The sequence below is a fragment of the Streptomyces sp. NPDC006335 genome, from assembly GCF_040612795.1.
GTDB lineage: Bacteria > Actinomycetota > Actinomycetes > Streptomycetales > Streptomycetaceae > Streptomyces.
In genome coordinates this window covers 172,719-192,564 of record NZ_JBEXQX010000007.1, presented here as the reverse complement: position 1 = coordinate 192,564, position 19,846 = coordinate 172,719, and the positions used below count along the sequence as shown (strand labels likewise).

The 19,846-nt window shown below is 70.6% G+C and carries 19 protein-coding genes and 1 tRNA gene; 8 read left to right on the top strand and 12 right to left on the bottom strand.

Features of this window, described 5'->3' with window-relative positions; genetic code table 11:
• Positions 1 to 219: 219 nt before the first annotated feature.
• Entirely contained in the window at positions 220 to 1,218 is a 999-nt protein-coding gene (locus ABZ098_RS21505; protein ID WP_356593407.1) for a sigma-70 family RNA polymerase sigma factor, read from the bottom strand.
• A gap of 193 nt (positions 1,219 to 1,411) precedes the next feature.
• On the opposite strand from ABZ098_RS21505, the gene ABZ098_RS21500 reads away from it, so the two are divergent.
• The gene (locus tag ABZ098_RS21500) at positions 1,412 to 1,942 is read left to right on the top strand and encodes an N-acetyltransferase family protein (protein WP_356593405.1); all 531 of its coding nucleotides are present in this window, start codon (positions 1,412 to 1,414) and stop codon (positions 1,940 to 1,942) included.
• A gap of 16 nt (positions 1,943 to 1,958) precedes the next feature.
• Here ABZ098_RS21500 and ABZ098_RS21495 read toward each other — a convergent pair whose 3' ends face one another.
• Positions 1,959 to 2,750 (bottom strand): class III extradiol ring-cleavage dioxygenase, encoded by a 792-nt coding sequence (locus ABZ098_RS21495; protein WP_356593403.1) that lies wholly within the window; start codon positions 2,748 to 2,750, stop codon positions 1,959 to 1,961.
• Between the two features lie 119 nt (positions 2,751 to 2,869).
• On the opposite strand from ABZ098_RS21495, the gene ABZ098_RS21490 reads away from it, so the two are divergent.
• Positions 2,870 to 3,379: a MarR family transcriptional regulator gene (locus ABZ098_RS21490; RefSeq protein WP_356593401.1), complete on the top strand. Its 510-nt coding sequence runs from the start codon at positions 2,870 to 2,872 to the stop codon at positions 3,377 to 3,379.
• Positions 3,380 to 3,470: 91 nt separating this feature from the next.
• On the opposite strand, the gene ABZ098_RS21485 is transcribed toward ABZ098_RS21490, so the two are convergent.
• Positions 3,471 to 5,009: an MFS transporter gene (locus ABZ098_RS21485; protein WP_356593399.1), complete on the bottom strand. Its 1,539-nt coding sequence runs from the start codon at positions 5,007 to 5,009 to the stop codon at positions 3,471 to 3,473.
• Between the two features lie 165 nt (positions 5,010 to 5,174).
• Positions 5,175 to 5,813 carry a TetR/AcrR family transcriptional regulator gene (locus ABZ098_RS21480; RefSeq protein WP_356593397.1) on the bottom strand — a complete coding sequence of 213 codons (639 nt, stop codon included), beginning with the start codon at positions 5,811 to 5,813 and terminating at the stop codon, positions 5,175 to 5,177.
• Positions 5,814 to 6,083: 270 nt separating this feature from the next.
• On the opposite strand from ABZ098_RS21480, the gene ABZ098_RS21475 reads away from it, so the two are divergent.
• On the top strand, positions 6,084 to 7,364 hold the full coding sequence (locus tag ABZ098_RS21475) for a M6 family metalloprotease domain-containing protein (protein WP_356593395.1): 1,281 nt from the start codon (positions 6,084 to 6,086) through the stop codon (positions 7,362 to 7,364).
• A 274-nt stretch (positions 7,365 to 7,638) separates the two neighbouring features.
• Entirely contained in the window at positions 7,639 to 9,243 is a 1,605-nt protein-coding gene (locus ABZ098_RS21470) for a helix-turn-helix domain-containing protein (RefSeq protein ID WP_356593393.1), read from the top strand.
• Between the two features lie 172 nt (positions 9,244 to 9,415).
• Here ABZ098_RS21470 and ABZ098_RS21465 read toward each other — a convergent pair whose 3' ends face one another.
• On the bottom strand, positions 9,416 to 11,047 hold the full coding sequence (locus tag ABZ098_RS21465) for an MFS transporter (RefSeq protein WP_356593391.1): 1,632 nt from the start codon (positions 11,045 to 11,047) through the stop codon (positions 9,416 to 9,418).
• Positions 11,048 to 11,364: 317 nt separating this feature from the next.
• On the opposite strand from ABZ098_RS21465, the gene ABZ098_RS21460 reads away from it, so the two are divergent.
• A complete protein-coding gene (locus ABZ098_RS21460; RefSeq protein WP_356593777.1) occupies positions 11,365 to 11,949 on the top strand; it encodes a TetR/AcrR family transcriptional regulator in 585 nt (194 codons plus the stop codon).
• A 344-nt stretch (positions 11,950 to 12,293) separates the two neighbouring features.
• Here the strand turns inward: ABZ098_RS21460 and ABZ098_RS21455 are convergent, their stop codons facing one another.
• The 4 genes from ABZ098_RS21455 to ABZ098_RS21440 form a co-directional block, all read right to left on the bottom strand.
• The gene (locus tag ABZ098_RS21455; RefSeq protein ID WP_356593389.1) at positions 12,294 to 12,944 is read right to left on the bottom strand and encodes a TetR/AcrR family transcriptional regulator; all 651 of its coding nucleotides are present in this window, start codon (positions 12,942 to 12,944) and stop codon (positions 12,294 to 12,296) included.
• A gap of 135 nt (positions 12,945 to 13,079) precedes the next feature.
• On the bottom strand, positions 13,080 to 14,084 hold the full coding sequence (locus tag ABZ098_RS21450; RefSeq protein ID WP_356593388.1) for an NAD(P)H-binding protein: 1,005 nt from the start codon (positions 14,082 to 14,084) through the stop codon (positions 13,080 to 13,082).
• Between the two features lie 61 nt (positions 14,085 to 14,145).
• Positions 14,146 to 15,162, bottom strand: a complete 1,017-nt coding sequence (locus ABZ098_RS21445) for an NAD(P)/FAD-dependent oxidoreductase (protein WP_356593775.1) — start codon at positions 15,160 to 15,162, stop codon at positions 14,146 to 14,148.
• Positions 15,163 to 15,233: 71 nt separating this feature from the next.
• Entirely contained in the window at positions 15,234 to 15,539 is a 306-nt protein-coding gene (locus ABZ098_RS21440; protein ID WP_356593386.1) for a hypothetical protein, read from the bottom strand.
• Positions 15,540 to 15,675: 136 nt separating this feature from the next.
• On the opposite strand from ABZ098_RS21440, the gene ABZ098_RS21435 reads away from it, so the two are divergent.
• From ABZ098_RS21435 to ABZ098_RS21425, 3 genes are all read left to right on the top strand, one after another.
• Positions 15,676 to 16,299, top strand: a complete 624-nt coding sequence (locus ABZ098_RS21435; RefSeq protein ID WP_356593384.1) for a TetR/AcrR family transcriptional regulator — start codon at positions 15,676 to 15,678, stop codon at positions 16,297 to 16,299.
• Positions 16,300 to 16,399: 100 nt separating this feature from the next.
• Positions 16,400 to 16,744 carry a hypothetical protein gene (locus tag ABZ098_RS21430; protein WP_356593382.1) on the top strand — a complete coding sequence of 115 codons (345 nt, stop codon included), beginning with the start codon at positions 16,400 to 16,402 and terminating at the stop codon, positions 16,742 to 16,744.
• A 219-nt stretch (positions 16,745 to 16,963) separates the two neighbouring features.
• A tRNA-Arg gene (locus ABZ098_RS21425) sits at positions 16,964 to 17,039 on the top strand.
• Positions 17,040 to 17,121: 82 nt separating this feature from the next.
• Here ABZ098_RS21425 and ABZ098_RS21420 read toward each other — a convergent pair.
• The 3 genes from ABZ098_RS21420 to ABZ098_RS21410 are packed head-to-tail and all read right to left on the bottom strand — an operon-like array spanning position 17,122 to position 19,770.
• Complete coding sequence (locus ABZ098_RS21420) at positions 17,122 to 18,273, bottom strand: site-specific integrase (RefSeq protein WP_356593380.1); 1,152 nt, start codon at positions 18,271 to 18,273, stop codon at positions 17,122 to 17,124.
• A complete protein-coding gene (locus ABZ098_RS21415; protein ID WP_356593378.1) occupies positions 18,273 to 18,455 on the bottom strand; it encodes a helix-turn-helix domain-containing protein in 183 nt (60 codons plus the stop codon). The genes ABZ098_RS21420 and ABZ098_RS21415 overlap by 1 nt, the downstream gene beginning before the upstream one ends.
• Positions 18,448 to 19,770, bottom strand: a complete 1,323-nt coding sequence (locus ABZ098_RS21410; RefSeq protein ID WP_356593376.1) for a replication initiator — start codon at positions 19,768 to 19,770, stop codon at positions 18,448 to 18,450. The genes ABZ098_RS21415 and ABZ098_RS21410 overlap by 8 nt, the downstream gene beginning before the upstream one ends.
• Between the last annotated feature and the right edge of the window lie 76 nt (positions 19,771 to 19,846).

Genomic DNA, 19,846 nt, shown 5'->3' with positions numbered 1-19,846 from the left:
CCGAGGTCCGGCTCGGGGAGAGTCCCGGCGCCGGGGGGGGATTGCGTCGGGACTTGGTTCGGGAGGGTCCTAGGGGTGCGGAGGGCCTGAAAGCATGGCTTCCGGGTCCGAACACCTGGGCCCTGAAGTCTTGTTCCCAGGGTCCGGCCGGTTCAAGCGGCCTAGTACAGCCATGTTTACGCGGTCTTTCGCCACCCGGCGTACGCGGGCACACCCCGCCTACGCCGCCGCGTCGAACCCGGTGGACCGCGCCAGCTTCTTGAGCTCCAGCAGGGCGTGCTTCTCGATCTGCCGGATCCGCTCGCGGGTGAGCCCGTGCTCCTTGCCGACCTCGGTCAGCGTGCGCTCGCGCCCGTCATCGATGCCGTACCGCATCTTGATGATGGACGCGGTGCGCTGATCGAGGCGGCCGATGAGGTCGTCCAGTTCCTCGCTGCGCAGCAGGGTCAGCACCGACTGCTCGGGCGAGACCGCCGACGTGTCCTCCAGGAGGTCGCCGAACTGGGTGTCGCCGTCGTCGTCCACCGACATGTTCAGCGAGACCGGGTCGCGGGCCCAGTCCAGGACGTCGATCACCCGCTCGGCGTTGGAGCCGAGCTCGGCGGCGATCTCCGCGGGCTCCGGGTCGCGGCCGTGCTCGCGGTTGAACTCGCGCTGCACACGGCGGATGCGGCCCAGCTCCTCCACGAGGTGGACGGGCAGCCGGATGGTGCGGGACTGGTCGGCGATGGAGCGGGTGATGGCCTGACGGATCCACCAGGTCGCGTACGTCGAGAACTTGAAGCCCTTGCGGTAGTCGAACTTCTCGACCGCGCGCACCAGGCCGGCGTTCCCCTCCTGGATCAGGTCGAGCAGGGGCAGTCCGCTGCGGGGGTAGCGGCGGGCCACGGCCACGACCAGGCGGAGGTTGGAGCGGATGAACACGTCCTTGGCGCGCTCCCCCTCCTCCACCAGGGCCTCCAGCTCTTCGCGGGTCGCGTCCGCCTTGGCTTCCTCGTACCCGTCGAGGACCTGTCGGGCGAACACACCCGCCTCGATGATCTGGGACAGCTCGACTTCCTTGGCGGCGTCGAGCAGCGGCGTACGCGCGATCTCGTCGAGGTACATGCCGACCAGGTCGCGGTCGGCGATCTCGCCGCCATGGACGCGAACACTGCGTGCCGCGTCGGTAGACCCGCCGGTGGCGGACTTGCGACGGGCGACGGCACGGGTTGCCATGCGTGCTCCCTTGCGATGTTGGGTCAGCGGGTGGTCCTTCGGACGCTGGGTCCCGGCTCCGGTTGCTTTCCGGACTCTCCTCGGGTGCCCTGCATCCGATGGAAACAACGACTGGAAACCGGACAGAATTCCCAAGCGGTGCCGCTATTTTTCTGATCTTGCAGTACCCTGTCCGGCCACATGGGGAGGCGTGATGCCGTCAGAACGTGCAGAGGTGCAGGTCAGGCCAGGAGTCGAAAGCGACCTCGGGGCCCTCACCGACATCTACAACCACTACGTCCGTGAGACGCCCATCACGTTCGACACCGCTGTCTTCACCCCGGAAGAGCGCCGTCCTTGGCTGCTCTCCCACCCTGAAGACGGCCCGTACCGCCTGATGGTTGCCACGGACACGGACCCGACAGGAACCTCACAGCGGATCCTCGGGTACGCCACATCCAGCCCCTTCCGCGCGAAGCCCGCGTACGCGACCTCCGTAGAGGTGACCGTCTACCTCGCGCCGGACGCGGGCGGCCGGGGCGTCGGCACCCTGCTCTACAAGGCCCTCTTCGAAGCACTGGCCGGCGAGGACCTGCATCGCGCCTACGCCGGCATCGCCCAGCCCAACGAAGCGTCCACGCGGCTGCATGAACGCTTCGGCTTCCGGTACGTCGGGACGTACCGGGAAGTGGGCCGGAAGTTCGGCCGCTACTGGGACGTCGCCTGGTACGAGAAGGACCTGTAGGGCCTACCGGCGAACGTCAGCCGAACTGCACCGACCGCTTGGCCATGCCCATCCAGAACCCGTCGATGACGGACTTCTGCGTGTCCAGCTCGCCGCTCACGTCGGCCGCGCCCATGGTGACGAAGAGGGGCGCGAAGTGCTCGGTGCGCGGATGGGCGTAGCGCCCGGCCGGGGCCTTGTCGAGGAAGTCCAGCAGGGAGTCCACGTCCCGCGCCTCCAGAGCCCTTCGGCCCCAGTCGTCGAACTCCGAGGACCAGGTGGGCACTCCGGGGCCGGTGTGGCGCAGGGCGGCGAGGTTGTGGGTGAAGAAGCCGGAGCCGACGATCAGGACGCCCTCGTCGCGCAGCGGGGCGAGCTTGCGGCCGATCTCCATGAGGCGGACCGGGTCGAGGGTCGGCATGGAGATCTGGAGGACGGGGATGTCGGCCTCGGGGAACATCTCGACGAGCGGGACGTACGCGCCGTGGTCCAGGCCGCGGTCCGGGACGTCCTGCACGGGGGTGCCGGGGGCGCGCAGCAACTTGCGCACGGACTCGGCGAGTTCGGGGGCGCCGGGGGCGTCGTAGGTCACCTTGTAGTAGTGCTCGGGGAAGCCCCAGAAGTCGTAGACGAGCGGGACGGGGGTCACCGCGCCGAGGGCGAGGGGGGCCTCCTCCCAGTGGGCGGAGACCATGAGGATCGCCTTGGGGCGGGGCAGGTCCGCGGACCAGGCGGCGAGCTCACCGGGCCAGATCGGGTCGTCGGCGAGCGGCGGGGCTCCGTGGCTCAGGTACAGGGCGGGCATGCGCTCCAGCGTGTCGGCGGACATGGCGGGGACTCCTCCGGTACTTCCGATGCGAGCGGTGCTTCAAATTTAAAGCTTCTACCGACATGACTGTACGCCTCATTTGTTTAAGCTTCAAGGAGAGAGCTCGTAGAGTGGGACACATGAACACGGCACCCGCCCCCGACGAGGAGCCCCAGTGGCTCGACGACGAAGAGCAGCGCATCTGGCGCTCGTACGTGCACGCCACGACCCTCCTCGAGGATCACCTCGACCGTCAGCTCCAGCGGGACGCGGGCATGCCGCACATCTACTACGGGCTGCTCGTCGGCCTCGCCGAGGCCCCGCAAAGGCGGCTGCGGATGACCGAGCTGGCCATGAAGGCGAAGATCACCCGGTCCCGGCTCTCGCACGCCATCGCCCGTCTGGAGCGCAACGGCTGGGTGCGCCGGGAGGACTGCCCGGACGACAAGCGGGGCCAGTTCGCGGTGCTCACCGACCCGGGCCTGGAGATGCTGCGGGGCGCCGCGCCCGGCCATGTGCGGGCCGTGCGCAACGCCGTCTTCGACCGGCTCACCCCGGAACAGCAGAAGTCCCTCGGCGAGATCATGCAGATCGTCGCCGAGGGACTCCAGCCGGACGAGGCGGGCGCGGATCTGCCCTGGCTCCGCTGAGCCAGGGCAGATCCTCGGTGGTCGTACGTGCGGAGCGTCCCCATCCCCGTACGTACGACAGGCCCGAAGGGGTACGGCCGGACGGTCGTCGTCAGTGGGCGACGACCGGGACCGCCAGCTCCTCCTCGGCGCCCTCTCCGGAGGCCACCGTGGTGGTGTCCGGGCGGCCGGCGTTGACGAGGGTCACGACGATCACCGCGGCGAGCACCAGCATGCCGACGGCGAACCAGATCGCGTTGGTGTAGCCGTGCACCTGGCCCTCCAGCGCCACGAGCTGCGCCTGCGACTTGGAGGTCGCGGAGCCGATGTGGTCGGCGATGTAGGAGGTCGTGGCCGACGCGGCGATCGTGTTCAGCAGGGCCGTACCGATCGCGCCGCCGACCTGCTGCGAGGTGTTGACCATCGCGGAGGCGACACCGGCGTCACGGGGCTCGACACCCAGGGTGGCCAGGGACATGGCGGGCATGAACGCCGTACCCATGCCGAGACCGAGCAGCAGCATCGCGGGCAGGATGATCGAGGCGTACGACGAGCCGATCTCCAGCTGCGTCATCAGGAGCATGCCGACCGCGGCGACCAGGAAGCCGGGGCCCATCAGCAGGCGGGCCGGCAGGCGGGTCATCAGACGGGTACCGATCTGGGTGGATCCGACCATCATGCCGACGATCATCGGCATGAAGGCGAAGCCGGTCTTGATCGGCGTGAAGCCCTTCACGATCTGCAGGTAGTAGGTGAGGAACAGGAAGGTGCCGAACATCGCGATGATCGCGATGCCGAGGGAGAGGTAGATCCCACCGCGGTTGCGGTCGGTGATCACGCGCAGCGGCAGCAGCGGGGCCTTGACCTTCGCCTCGGTGACGACGAACGCGATCAGCAGGACGGCCGACGCGACGAACATGCCGACGGTCACGGAGTCGCCCCAGCCGTCGGACTCGGCGCGGGTGAAGCCGTAGACCAGCGCGACCAGGCCCAGGGTGGACAGCAGGACGCCGGGGATGTCGAGCGGGTTGCGGTTGCGGCCGCCCTCGGGCTCACGGATGACGAAGTACGCGCCGAGCGCGGCGACGATCGCGAACGGGATGTTCACGAAGAACGTCCAGCGCCAGTCCATGTACTCGGTCAGCACACCGCCGAGGATGAAGCCCACGGCACCGCCACCACCGGCGATCGCGCCGTAGATGCCGAACGCCTTGGCGCGCTCCTTGGCGTCCGTGAACATCACGGCGAGCAGGGAGAGCGCGGCAGGCGCCAGCAGCGCGCCGAAGACGCCCTGGAGGGCGCGGGCGCCGAACATCATGGCGCCGGAAGTGGCGGCACCGCCGAGCGCGGAGGCCAGGGCGAAGCCGATCAGGCCGACGACGAAGGCGTTCTTGCGGCCCCACAGGTCGGCTATGCGGCCGCCGAAGAGCAGGAGACCGCCGAAGGCGAGCGCGTAGGCCGTGACGACCCACTGGCGGTTGCCGTCGGAGATGCCCAGGTCGGTCTGGGCCGACGGCAGGGCGATGTTCACGATGGTGGCGTCGAGGACGACCATCAGCTGGGCGAGCGCGATGAAGACGAGCGCTTTCCAGCGGTTGGCGTCGCCGGACACGGCCGGTGCGCCGGGAGCCTTTGCGGCTGTTTCAGACATGGGGGTACCCACTTCGGGACTTCGGAACGGAAAAAAAATGTCTTGAGGGGACGGTCCGTCGTCGGTGACGGCCGGTCGAAAGTCGTTGTTGGAGACTGTTCTCGCGCTGTGAACTAATCGGTGCGTGGTCGGATCAAGTCGTCGTCGGATCAAGTCGTCGTGGGATCAGGCCTGGCGGAGGTCCTCCATGCTCAGGGCCGCACCCGGCAGCGCGGAGCGGGCCGGGGCCCGCAGTCCGTCCAGGAACAGCTGAAGGGTGCGGTGCACGAACCCGTCGAGGGTGAGGCAGCCGGTGCCGGCCGGGGGCCGGGAGAGCTGGGCCACGGCGACCATCAGGTCACCGACGCTCACGTCCGCGCGGAGCTGACCGGCCGCCCTGGCCCGGTCCATGAGCTGCTCGACGAGCTGCTCGATGCGTTCGCGTGCGGCCACCAGGTCGGGGTGGTGCTGGTCGAAGGCGCCCTGGATCATCGGGCACAGCGCGGTGATCCGCTCGTCGGCGGACGCGTGCACGAAGCGCTCCAGAGCGCCGAAGGCGTCCCCGGTCTCCGCGAGCGCGAGCTCGGCCGCCTCGGACGTCCGGTCCATGACGGAGCAGACGACCTCACGGACGAGCGCGTCGCGGTCGGGGAAGTTCCGGTACACCGTGGCGTTGCCGACGCCTGCCCGGCGGGCGATCTCGTCGAGCGGCACGTCGGGGCCGAACTCGGTGAACATCTCGCTGGCGGCGGTGACGATCCGCTCGCGGTTGCGCAGGGCGTCGGCGCGGGGCGCCTTGCGCTGCACGGAGAGAGCGGTCTGCACGGTGTGCTCCTAGGTCGGTTGCGGGTGATCCGGGGACTCAGTCCCCGTTTCGCTCGGACACAGGTCTAAACGGGGAGACGCTCCCCGGTTATTTCGGGTTGAGGAGAAATTATGTTGTGACCCGAGTCACACATCCGCGAGAGCCCCGTCCAGACCCGCGATACCCACGTTCGGTCTCCTCCAGCGCGCGTGCTCCCCTCCCCCGGCCCAGGGTGATCCAAGAGGAGCAGCCCTCCGACCAGCGGCTGCCGCGCTCCGAAGGGTGCTCGCATGCCGTGGACCAGACGTCGCATACGCCCGCGGCGCGTCGCCCTCGCGTCCGTGACCGCGCTGACCCTCACGGTCAGCACCTCGGCCGGCACCGAGCGCCCCGCCCCCGGCACCACGACCGCCGGCCCCGTCGCCCTGGCCCGCTCCGACTCCCACGACGCCTGTCTGATCAGCGGCGGCCCGGCCGTCCAGATGTCCGAGGGCCTGCCCACGCCCGGTGGCTACTCCCGCTCCACCGGCACCGTCCGCGCCCTCACCCTGATGATCGACTTCTCCGACGCGCGCGGCTCCGGCACCGCCCTGGACCGCTTCCGCGAGTTCTTCCCGCAGACCCAGGACTGGTTCCGCACCAGCTCCTACGGCCGTCTCGACTACCGCCCCGAGACCCCGATCACCGACTGGCTGCGCATGCCGAAGTCGTTCCGGGCCTACGGCATAGAGCGCGGCGCCCCCTTCGACCCCGGCTACCGCCGGCTCGTCCAGGACATCGTGGCCGCCGCCGACCCCGAGGTGGACTTCCGGTCGTACGACTTCCTGAACGTCCTGGTGACCCCGAACGCCGGCCCCTCCGCCCTCGACACGGTCCTGTCGGTGACCTTCGCCGGCAACACCGACGCCCCCGTCGCCGACGGCGTCCCCGTCGCCAACGCCTCCTTCGTCTACTCCCGCCAGGACGACGGCTCCGGTTCCTACCCCCAGACCGGCTACCGGGTCCTGCCCCACGAGAACGGCCACGTCTTCGGCCTGCCCGACCTCTACACCCAGAACGGCGGGGGCGCGGTCGGCCACTGGGACATCATGAGCGAGGACTGGGGCGCCAACAACGACCTCCTCGGCTGGCACAAGTGGAAGCTCGGCTGGCTCGACGCGTCGCAGATCAACTGCGTGACCGCGCCCGGGACCTCGGAGTACACGCTGACCCCGCTCGCCCGGCCCGGCCTCGGTACCAAGCTCCTCTTCGTCCCCCTCGGCCGCCGCACCGGATACGCGGTCGAACTCCGCACCCGTGAGGGCAACGACGAGACGGTGTGCCGGCCCGGCGTCCTCGTCTACAGGGTCGACGCGGACGTGGACACCGGGCGGGGCCCGGTACGCGTGTACGACGCGCGGCGCAACAGCGGCGGCTGCACCCGGAGCCCCAACGTCCACGCGGAACTCTCGGACGCGCCGTTCGCGACCGGGGAGGAGTTCCGGGATCCGGGGCGGGGGATCCGGGTGCGGGTGCTGGGGGCGGACGGGGGCGGGGACGGGGGTTATCGGGTGCGGGTGACGCGGGGGTAGGGGGTGCGGGGGTAGGGGTGCGGGGAGGGGTGGTGGGTGGCGCAGGGCTGGTGGCGTCTTGCGGGTGCGGGGGTCATGGCTCACGGGGGTCGTGGCGTGTTGCGGGTGCCGTAGAGGTCGTGGCTCACGGAGTCGTGGCGTGTAGCGGGTGCCGTAGAGATCATGGGGAGCGGGGCGCGCCGCAGGTGCCGTAGGGCTCATGGGACCCGTGGCGCGCCGCAGGTGTCGTGGCGGATTACCGTAGGCCTGCCGCGACCGCCGTACCGGAGAGCCGATGCCCGCTGAGACGACCACTCCCCCGCCGGTACCGGAGCCGGCCGTGCCGGCCGAGGCGGTCGAGCCGCTGATCCGGGGGGTGAGGGTGCTGCGGGAACTGACCGACGTGGGCGGGACGCTGAGCCTGAGCGGCCTGGAGCGGGCGACGGGCCTGGCGCGTTCCACGGTCGACCGCATCACAGCGACGCTGGCCCGCATGGGGTACGTCCGCCTGGACGGCCGGGACGCGGTGACGACCCCCCGGCTCATGGAGCTCGGCAACGCCTATCTCGCCGCCCTGCGCCTGCCCGCCCTGCTGTCCGGACCCGCCGACGCCCTGGCCGACGAACTGGACGAGTCGGTGTCCCTGGCGGTCGCCGACCGTGACGGCATCCGCTTCATCCACCAGGCCACCCGCCGCCGCGCGATGTCCCTCAGCTTCCGCATCGGCGATCTGCTCCCCGCCGAACGCACCGCGCCGGGGCCCCTGTTCGCCTCCGAGTGGACGGACGACGACTGGCGGACGTGGCGCGAACGCCGGGCGGCGGACCCGGAGAACCGGGGCTTCCGGGCCGTACCGCCACGGGAACTCCCGCTCGCGGAGGGAGAGTTCGAGGCGACGGCGGCACAGGCGGGCCGGGACGGCTGGGCGCTGGACGACCAGTTGATCGAGCCGGGCCTGGTGGCGGTCTCCGTCCCCGTACGGGATCCGCGCACGGGCCGGACGGCCTGCGTGGCGAGCGTGGTGAGCCACACCAGCCGCCACACGGCGACGGACCTGCGCGACACGCTGCTGCCACGGCTGCGGGCGACGGTGGCCGGGATGGAACGCGAACTGGCCGCCGCCCCGGAGCCGGACCCGGGCCCGCCGCCCTCCGGATCGGCGGCCTGGATCGGCGCGTCCAAGAACGAACTGGGCCGGGAGTTCATCGAGTCCCTCGCCCGCGGACTGACGGTCCTGACGGCGTTCGGCGAGGGCAGGGCCGCACTGACCCTGACGGACGTGGCCCGGGCGACCGGCCTGACCCGGGCGACGGCCCGCCGCGCCCTGATCACCTACGAACACCTGGGCCTGGTCCGGCAGCGGCCGGACTCCCGTACCTTCAGCCTCACCCCCCGGGTCCTGGGCCTGGGCTTCCCGCCCCTCTCCCGTACGACCCTCCCCCGCATCGCGACCCCCCACCTGACGGACCTCTCGGCCCGGGTGAGGGAATCGACGGCGCTCGCGATCCTGGTGCCGTCGTCCGGCTCGGACGCCGGCCCGGAGATCCAGTACACGGCGAGGGCCGTGTCCCCGCGGATCATGGGCGTGGACATCAGGGTGGGCACCCGGCTGCCGGCCTCGGCGACATCGCTGGGCCGGGTGCTGCTCGCGGACAGGGAGAGCTCCCAGGACTACGCCCTGCTGGACGAGGACTGGGAGGACGGGCTGCGCACGATCGCCGTCCCGCTGCGCGACCGTACGGGCCGGGCGGTCGCCGCCGTGAACGTGGCCCTGCACGCGGCGGGCCGCACGGCGGAGGAGTGCGTGGCGGAGATCCTTCCCGAGCTCCACCTCACGGCGACCCGCATCGAGCGGGAACTCCACGCGGCCGGCCACTTCACCCGGGTCCCCCTCCTCTGACGCCGGGGAACCCCCAGCCCGCCGGCCGTGGACCGTGGACCACACCCGTGCCCTGCGCGTCCCGTGCCGCCGGGCTCCTGGCCGACGCACCCGGCGGGCGATCCGGCGGACGCGTCGCCGTCGATCCCGCGGACGCGTCGACCGTCGATCCCGCGGACGCCCCGCCGGCGAGCTAGCGGGTGGACCCGGTGTGCTCCCGCACAGTCGCAGCCTCGCTCGCCGTCGTCCCGGTCCCCGGCTCGGCGCTCTGCTTCGCGAAGCCGCGCCGGCCCGGCAGGACCGCGAGGACGATCAGGGTTCCGGCGGCCATGATGATCCCGCCGATGAGGCTGGTCTGGGCGACGCCGTGGGCGAAGGCCTGGTGGACGGCGTCCACGGCGGCCTGGGCCTGCTGGGGCCCGGCGGAGGGATCCTGCCCGACCCGCTGCGCGACGGCCAGGCCGGCGCCGACCGAGTCCTTGGCGGTCTCCATCGCCTCCGCCGGGAGCCGGTTGCCCACCAGGTCGGTGAGCTCGTCCCGATAGGCCGTGCCCAGCAGCGAGCCCAGCACCGCGATGCCCAGGGCCCCGCCCAGCTCCAGCGCGGTGTCGTTGACACCGCCGCCGACGCCCAGCTCGGACTCGGGGAAGGAGCCCATGATCGTGTCGGTCGCCGGGGAGATGGCCAGTCCGAGCGCGAGGCCCAGCATCATCAGCGGCACCAGGAAGTCCCCGTACGTCGACCCCTTGTCGATCTGGGTGAGCAGGAACATGCCCGCCGTGCCGATGGCCAGGCCGGTCACGGCCATCACCCTCACCCCCAGCTTCGGGGCGAGCACCCCGGTCACCGCGGACCCGAGGAACACCGCACCGCCCAGCGGCAGCAGCCGTACACCCGTTTCCAGGGCGCCGTAGCCGAGGACGAACTGCAGGAACTGCGTCGAGTAGTAGATCACGGCGAACATGCCGAAGAAGAAGAACATCACCGCGAGCATCGAGCCGCTGAAGGGCCGCAGCGCGAACATACGGACGTTCAGCATCGGGTGCGGGTGCCGCAGCTCCCAGGCGACGAAGGCGGCCAGACCGACGGCGGCGACGACGGCCGCGGTGACGGGGCCGACGCCCCAGCCGGAGTGCGGGCCCTCGATGGCGGCGTAGATCAGGGAGCCGACGGTGACGATCGACAGCAGACCACCGACGTAGTCGATCCGGCCCATGCCCTCCGCCTTGGACGGCGGCACCAGGGCGAGCGCGCCGAACACGGCGAGGACGGCGATGGGCACGTTGATCAGGAAGGTCGAGCCCCAGGCGTGGTCCTCGAGCAGCCAGCCGGAGACCAGCGGGCCGACGGCTACCGCCACCCCGGAGGTCGCGGCCCAGGCGGTGATGGCCTTGGCCCGTTCACTCCGGGGGAAGGTCGCGACCACCAGGGACAGCGTGGCCGGCATCACGACCGCGGCACCGACACCCATGATCGCGCGGGCCACGATGACCAGCGAGGTCTCGTCGACCATGCTCCCCATCACCGAACCGCCGGCGAAGATCAGCAGACCGAGGACCAGCGCGCCGCGCCGGCTGTACTTGTCGCCGATCGCCCCCAGCACCAGCATCAGCGCCGCGTACGGAACGGTGTAGCTGTCGACGACCCACTGCAGATCACTGCTGCTCAGGCCCAGGTCGGTGGTCATGTCGGGGGCGGCGACGATCAGCGAGGTGTTCGCCATCACCGTGATCAGCAGGCTCAGGCACAGCACGAGCAGCGCCCACCAGCGCCGCGCGTACGGCCCGGTCATCTTCTCCACGGGGGTGTTTGCAAGGAAGGGCATCGGTAGCTCCTGAGAGGGACGGGCGGATGAGCGGGAGCGCTTAATTGCCCATCGATGTGCACGTTAGTTTATTGCCCCTCGATGTGCAACTATCCTTATGGCTCCCTCCTGCCACCCGCCCTCGAGGTACCGACGTGACCAGCCGACCAGCACGAACACCGACGACGGGGCCGAGACGGTCTCCGGCCCGGCCCCACGAGACACCGCCCCCTCCGGCTCCGGCTCCGGCTCCGGCTCCGGCTCCGGCTCCGGCTTCGACTTCGACTTCGACTTCGACTTCGACGCAGCGTCGGGACGCGCGGGCCACCCGTGCCCGGATCCTCGACGCGGCTCGCCGGGAACTGACCTGCGACCCCGACAGCCGCCTGGAGGACATCGCCGCCGCCGCCGGTGTGGCCCGGCGCACCGTGTACGTCCACTTCGCCTGCCGGGCCGCGCTCGTCGAGGGCCTGGCCGCCGAGGCCGCGGAGGCGATCCGGCGCGCCGTCGCAGGTGCCCCGGCCCCGACCCCCGACGCCGTCGCGGACCTGGCGCGATTCGTCCTCATGGTGTGGCCCGTCGGCGACCGCTACCGCGCCCTCATCCGGCTGGCCCGCGGCCACGACCTCGCACGCGCACGCGTCGACGAACTGCTGACCCCCGCCCGCTCCATGGCCGCGAGGGTCTTCGCCCACGGCCGCCGACAGGGCGTCTTCCAGACCACGGTCCCGCCCGGCCCGCTCGGCCGAGCCATCGAGGCCCAACTGCTGGCCCTGCTCGACTGCGCCGACTGCGGCCTGTGGTCCGACGACGGCACCGGCGCCGCCACCGCCACCCTCATTGCCGCCGGAGTCGCCCCGGACACCGCCGCCGCGAAGGTCGATCAGGTACGGAAGTCCGGGGCGCCCCCGAGTCCCGCCTGAAACCCCGTGCCCGTACTACTTGCACGAACCCGCCGACGGCTGCGGATGCCGGCTGCGGATGCTGGCTGCCGGCTGCCGGCTGCCGGCTGCCGGTGAGCGAACTCGCCCTGCGGATGGGCGGGTTGATGAATTCGGACGACGACAGCGAGGCTCGGGCCCGCTCGGCGGAGGCGACCGCCCCCCCCTGTCGTACGCGGACCTGTCCGACGCCCTGGGCCCGAAACTGAACCCGGGGCTACGGTTCCGACCGGATCCGAGCTCACCGCCCACTTCTCCGGCAGGTCGGTCACCTTCCGCCGCGACGACGCCCGGGGCACCTCGTCGACGGGTCGGTCGGAGAGAAATCAGGTGCCGTGGGCCGGAGGAGCCGCAGCCATCGCCGACGCAACCTCCTCGACCACCGCGCTCGCCCGATCCTTCGGCACGCCGGCCGCGATGAGGGTGGCCGTGGCGATCCGGTGCCCGTCGTCCTCCAGCGCGCCGGTGTTGACGGACTCCACCAGAGCCACGATCAACGCCATCAGGCCTGTGCTCTGCACGGCCGGCGGCAGATGGGAGTGGAAGACACCGTCCCGCTGCCCGCGCTCCAGAATCCCGGTGACGGCCTCCCGGGCCGGCGCGAGCACCTCGGTGACGCGCTCGGAGCCGAGGTCCCGGCGGGTGAGCGCCAGCAGCATGCGGTAGCGATCGCCCACGGGCCACATCCGCAGTACGCACCGCGCCAACGCCCGCTCGGCCGACTCCCCCGGTTCCGGCCCGGCCTCCACCGAGTTCCGCAACGTCTCGGCGGCTTCCTCGGCGAGCGCCTCCACCAGCGCCGCCCGCCCCGGGAAGTGCCCGAAGAGGGTGCGCCGGACGACCCCGGCGGCCCGCGCCAGCTCCTCCAGGGTGACATCGGGGTTCCGCCCCAGCTCCTCACGGGCCGTGGCCAGGATGCGCGCCCGGTTGGACCGCGCATTACTGCGCAGCGGCTCGCGGCCCACGTGCTTGCTCACCGAGAACCTCGCAGCATCAAAGGACGGACGAACGGCCTCCCATTTTGTCACGCCGAGCCGAAGCCCCCGTATCACGCCCCAGCGGCCGCTGCCTCCCGCGGGACCCGCCCCACCTCATGTTCTGCTCCGGAGCGCTCAGTCGTTCGGGGCAACCGCCAGCTCGCGCAGGTGAGCATTGTTCTGCAGCGCCCACCGCATGGTCCGCGGTGGGTGCCCGAGCAGGGTTTCCAGTTGGTCGGTGACGACGTCGTACCGCCCGCCGGCGACCAGCCTGGTCAGGGTCTTCATGTGCTCCGCCACGTGCTGGGCCGCGGAGTCGCCCAGGGTTTCCCGCAGGAAGGTCTCGTCCACGAAGGCCTCGTGCCAGGCCTCCAGTTCCTCGGGGACGTAGGTGACCTGGCGTCCCAGCGCGGCCGCGTAGTCCTCAGCGAACCCGTACATGTCCTTCAGCTCCGGGCCGGTGAGCTCGTAGGACTTCGAGATGTGCGGTGCGGGGTCGACCAGGATCTTCACGCACACCTCTGCCACGTCGTGAGCGGCGATGGGCGCGAGCCGCTGGTTGCCGAAGGGCAGGCGCAGTTCACCGTTGCTCAACGGGCCCTGTTGCATCCAGGTGATCATGGCGTTCTCGACGAACAGGGTCGCACGCACGTTGACGGTCGGGAGGCCGGACCAGTCCAGCACCTGCTCGCAGACCCAGTGTGCCCGCTGCTGCGGTGACCAGTCCGTGACCAGTCCGCCGAGCCAAGAACGCCGCTCCTCATCCGGTGTGGTCATCTTCTCGAGCGTCATGTACACCTGCTCGTAGTCGGACATGTGCACGAAGGCCTCGATGTCGCCCTGGGCTCGCGCCGCCGCGGCCATCAGGGTGAGGGCATCGGCGTAGTACGGCGACAGGCTCATGCTGAAGTAGATGCGCCGGACACCCTTCAGCGCGGCGGCCACGTCCGCGAATGTGAGCAGGTCGCCGACGAAGACCTCGGCGCCTGCCTCGCGCAGCGACTGCGCGCGTTCGTCGTCCCGCCGCACGAACGCGCGCACCGGGTGGCCCTGTTCGAGCAGCATGTCGACCATCAGCCTGCTCACGCCACCGATTTGGCCGCCGGCGCCGGTGATCAGAATGGGATTGCGTTCGGTCATTGTTGTGCTCTCCATCTGGTGGGGGTGGGTCGGCCGTTCAGGAAGCCGAGGGGCTTCGAGATCACCCTGTGGCCGCTGCGGGGCTTGCCTCGGCGATCTTCTGGAGGGCGGCGTCGGTGTCCGCGATGGTCAGCATCCGGTTGATGTCGGCGCCTGCCAGTACGCCGGCCGCCGCGGAGGCCCCGACCTGGGCGACCAGATCGGTGGCGTTTCCGGCCACCCACACACCCGGCACCTCGGTGGCGCCGGCCGCGCCGGAGGCGAAACCGCGGCCCTTCGGCAGGTCCTGCACCGGCAGGCCCAGACCTTCCAGGCCCTGCGTGCGGGCCTGCAGCTGCGCGGCGACCGCGACGACGCGGCGGGCCACGACCTGGCCGTCGGCCAGGCGCACCCCGGCGAGGGCACCGTCGGCGTCGTTGACGACCTCGGTGACCGGGGTGTCGATGACGCGGATGCCGCGGGCGGCGAAGCGGGCGCGGCTGTCCTCGTCCAGGTCGGTGCCGTGGGTGAAGTAGGTCAGGTCCTCGGTCAGCTGACGGAACAGATACGCGTGCTCGATGGAGACCGGTCCGGTGGCCAGGACGCCGATGGGCTCGTCGCGCACCTCCCAGCCGTGGCAGTACGGGCAGTGCACCACACTGTCCCCCCAGTGCTCGGCGAGCCCGGGCACCTCGGGCAGCACATCCTTCAGGCCGGTGGCCACCAGGACGCGGCGAGCGGTGATGCTGCGGCCGTCGGCCAGGGTGACGGTGAACCGCAGGTCCCCGTCCGCCGACGGGGCGGCAGGCTCAGCCGAGGCCACCTCGCCGACCACGACGCGTCCGCCGTACTGGCGCACCTGCTCCCGCCCCCGCCGAAGGATCTCGGACGGCGGGGTGCCGTCCAGGGCGAGGAGGCCGTGCACGGCCTGCGCGGGCGCGTTGCGCGGGGAGCCGCTGTCGATCACGACGACCGAGCGGCGGGAGCGGGCGAGGATCAGTGCACCGTTCAGCCCCGCGGCGCCCCCGCCGATCACCACCGCGTCGACGGTCCCCTCGGCCAGTGCGTCGCTCACGTACGGAGAAGTCGCCACAGCCATGGCCTCCTGCCTTTCCTTGTCAGTCATGGTTCGGTCAGCCCTTCGAGTTCCGGGTGGTTGGGTGGAGGGAGTCAGCCGTTCAGGAAGCCCACGATGTGGTCGGGCCAGGCCGCCTTCGCGGCGTCGCGGTCCGGCAAGCCCGGACCAAGTGGCAAGTGAGCGGCGTAGGTGATCGCACATGCGCCGAGCACCCAGCTCAGGTTCGACAGCGACGACTCGTGGACACCGCGGCCGAGGTAGGACAGCCCGACGTTCGTGATGCACAGATCCAGTACGGCGATGAAGCTCGCCGTCTCCAGGACGGCGAGGACCAGACCGGGCCTTACCGGCCTGGAAGGCGTCGCCACGCCGGGCGGCGCGGAGGAGTTCGAAGGCATGGGTCGCCCTCAATCACGCCAGGCATGCCCGCAGCCTGTCCGGGGAGCTCAGGACCGTTGTGGACTGAACAGTCAGAAACCTAGGTGGTTCTGTACTAGGTTGTCAAATACGGTGGATCGGCTTTACCTTCGACGCATGGCCAGACCACGAAGCTTCGACCCCGACCACGTCCTGCATGCCGCCGAGCGGCAGTTCCGTACCTCGGGCTACAACGGCACCAGCGTCGACGACATCAGCACCGCCACCGGCCTGGGCCGCGGCAGCCTCTATGCCGCGTTCGACGGCAAGCACGGCATGCTGCTGCAGGCCATGACCGGCTACTTCGCCCGGCTGGCCCAGGGTCCGCGGAAGGTGCTCGACGGACCGGACGAGGGCGCCCTGGAACGACTGCACGCATACCTGCTCCGCGCCGTCCACGGGGTGCCACTCGCCCCCGACGTACCCCCCGCCGCCGACCGGACGGCCGCGGCCTGCTTCGCCGCCAAAATGGCCCTGGAGATCGGCGCCTCCGACCCCGAGGTGCAACGCCTGGCCAACGACTGCTTCTCCGTGGTCCGGACGGCGGTGGCCGACTGCGTGCGAGCGGCGCAGCGCAACGGCGACATCGACCCCGACGCCGACCCCGACGACCTCGCCTACCTCCTGCTGACCATCATCCGCGGCAGCGACGTCGTCGGCGCCTACGGCCACAGCCCCGACCGCCTCACCTCGATCGCGGAAAGCGCGTTCGCCTTGCTGCCTCGCCCGCGCCACCACTGACAAGGGCACGGCCGGCCTCGCTGCACCGGCATCCGATGCGGCCGGCCCACCTCGACGCCGCGATCTCGTTTGTTGGCGCGTGCTGTGGGGTTCCGGGGGTATGCGGGGGGCGCTGCTCGGCAGCGCGGAGATCGCCGAGGCCCGTGCCATGGCCCGCGACTTCCTCACCTCGGTGCATGCCGTGCATGGGCTGTACGCACCCGGCCCGTGCCTGCCGGGCCTGCCGGGCCTGGAGATCGTCGAGGGCCCGGTCCAGATCCGCGTGTGGGACAGCAGCACCACGCTGCCGTCCATCCAGTACCGGAGGTTCATCGCCGAGGGTGGCCTGTGGTCCGCCGCCGAAAACCGCGGTCCCGGTCTGAACGCGTCCGAAACGGCAGCCCGCCGTCGGTGTTCCAGACGACGAGAGTCGGCGCCCGACGCTCACGACAACCCGCACGCATAGCCAGAGGCGCTCCTGCGGACCATGCCGCTCACCCCCTCCGATACGGACGACACCCACTGGCACACATCCGCTAGGCTGTCCCTGGTCGGTCGTTGGTACGGCGCCCTGTCTGCTCAAACCGCAGCACAGAGAGCTCCACACCACGTCTGACCAGCGGGCTTGTTCTCCTTGACGAAGATCCACGCCCTGGATTCTCGACAAGGTTTTCTACAAGCCCCCGCCTTCGTAGCTCAGGGGATAGAGCACCGCTCTCCTAAAGCGGGTGTCGCAGGTTCGAATCCTGCCGGGGGCACCAGACAAAAGGCCCCGGACCGATCATGGTCCGGGGCCTTTGACATCCACTTTTGACATCAACGAGGGCGGTCACTCACGACTGGTCACTCACGACCGGGCCGCCTCTTGAGCAGCCGATCCATGTGACTGATGGCTTCCCGCTGGGTGTCCTGCACGACGTGCGTGTACACGTCCATGGTGATGCTGATCTGACTGTGCCCGAGGATCTCCATCACGACGCGGGGAGCCACTCCGGCAGCGGTGAGGAGCGTGGCGCACCCGTGCCGGGCATCGTGCAGCCGGATCACGCGGAGGCCGGCGGACTGGGCGACGCGGGTGAAGGAGCGGTACACGTTGCGCGGCTCGACCGGACGGCCGTTCCGGGTGGCGAAGACGTAGCCACCGTCATCCCACGACTCCCCCGCACGCTGCTTGGCAGCCACCTGCCGCATCCGGTGCCAGCGCAGCGGAGCGATGCACATGGCCGGGAGCGGAAGGGCACGGTTGCGGCGGTTCTTGGTGTCGTCGTCGTAGAGGACGCCGCGCCGCCTCTGTGTCTGCTGGCGGATGTACAAGACGCGCTTGTCCAGGTCCACGTCGGTCCAGCGCAGCCCGACGAGTTCGCCGCGCCGCAGTCCCATGGCGATGGCGAGCACGAAGGCCGCGTACAGCGGGTCCTTCCGGGAGGCGGCGAGGAAGTCCAAGGTCTCGTCGAGCGTCCAAGGACTCAGCTCACGCGACGAGGCCCGGGGCGGCTCGACAAGGCCCGCGACGTTCCGCGCAATGAGTTCTTCCCGGCACGCAGCGGACAAGGCCGTACGTAGCACCCGGTGCGACTCCTTGGCGGTGGCCGCTGTCGTCCTCGTCTCCAGTTGGTTGAGGAAGCGCCGGACGTCGGCGACGCCGAGGGATTCGAGCCGCTTGGAGCCGAGCATGGGCACGAGGTAGAGCCTGACGTGCGTCTCGTACTTGTCGAAGGTGCTGAGCTTCCGGCGGGGCTTGACGATGTTGTCCAGCCAGTAGGGCAGCCAGTCGGAGAGCTTCGCCGAGCGGGTGGGCACGGGTACGCCCTGGTCGACCTTGGCCAGCAACTCGCGGCGCTTGGTGTCGCACTCCTGCCAGGTCTTGCCGTACGCGAACTTGCGGGCACGGGTGCCGTCCGGCTGGAGGACGTAGACCGCGCACTGATAGCGGCCGTCCTTGCGCTTGGTGATGGTGCCGGCGCCGTTGGGGTTCCGCTTGCGTTGCTGGGCCATCAGGCCGCCGCCTCCAGTTCGTTGGTGATGTACTCGCGGACAGCCCGCGCCGGAATGCGACGGCACCGGCCGATGGTGATCGAGGGCAGGCGACGGGAGCGGATCAGGTCGTAGACCGTGGACCGCCCGAGCTTGAGGCGCGCCATCACGTCGGGCACGGTCAACAGCTCGTCTTCACGCATGGGTTGGCTCTCCTTCTGTGCCGAGGGCGGGTTCGATGGATGCGGACAGCCAGGCTTCGGTGTCGGAGAGGCCGGTTCCGGCGAAGACCCAGTGGGCGAGGACGTACGTCGTCTCGGGCTCGGGTCCGTTGCCCGTGGTTGTGGCTTGTGCGCGGCGCCATTCGGCGCGGGCGTTGCGGAGTGCGCCGAGGGTGGTGGAGTAGCGGCGGGACTTGGTGGAGAAGTGGCCGCGGAAGCCGAGCATGTGGGCCCAGGCGCGCAGGCGGAGGTGTTCGAGGTCCTTGCGTGCGCCGAGGTCCCAGGCGGTTCGGATGAGTTGGCGGGCGTGGTCGCTGATGTCGAGCTGGGCGAGTTCGGCGACGAACTTGAGCGGGCGGTCGAGGACGCCGGTCGCCGTTTCGGCGCCCTTGGTGGCGTACTTGGCGATGTAGGCGGCAACAGCTCGTTCGGTCAGCTCCTGGCCGTCGTTGAAGTCGGCGGAGCGGATGGTGCGGACGTCGAGTTGGCGGCCGAAGGGGAAGGTGTGGGTGCGGCCGTTGATGACTGGGCCGTCGACTCGGACCTTCGAGGCGGCGGTTTCTATGGCGTCGGTGAGGAGTTCCGCGGTGGCCCAGGCGGGCGGTGGGGTGTTGCCGCCTCCGGGGCCGTCGATGCGGATGACTGCGTGGAAGTGGACGGCTCCGCGCTTTTGGTACTCGGCGACCTTTGCGAACGACACGCGGGCGTGGTCGCGGAGACGGCGTTGCGAGAGCCCTGCGCGCTTGGCGACCTCCCGGCGGAGGTAGATCGAGAACCGGCGCCAGAGAGCTCCCGCGTGGGCGTTCCAGAGCACGGCGGCTTCGTAGTCGTAGGTGCCCGGGGTGAGCGGGGTGCCTAGGGTGTCGTCGTCCTGGTCGTGGTGGAGGCCGCAGCGGCAGGGGCGGCCGTCGGTGCGGCGGTTGTGGACCAGGCCGAAGCCGGGGGCAGTGAAGGTGGCGAACACGCGCGGGTGGGCGCCTACCTGTTCCGGGGTCCCCTTGCCGCCGCGCAGTCCAGCGGTGATCAGGTGGAAGGTGTCGCGGCGATAGACCTCCGCACAGGCCGCGCAGCGGGTGGTGCGGCGGTTGTTGCAGCGGACGAGGAGTTGGCCGGCGGGGAGGCTGGTCGAGTCGAGGTGCTGGAGGACGCGGCCGATCTCGCCGGTGGTGGTGTCGAGGTCGTATTCGGTGCGGTGGCCGTCGAGGCGGATGGGGTGGGTGCAGCCGCCGAGGCCGGAGAGCTGGCGGAGGATACCGGGGAGCGTGCCCTGGGCGGCCAGGTTCGCGAGTTCCGGCACGGGGGCCGGGGTGGTGCGGGTGAAGATGGCGTTTCTCCTTCTGGCTGGCTCGGTCGGGAGGAAGGCCCCGGGGCGG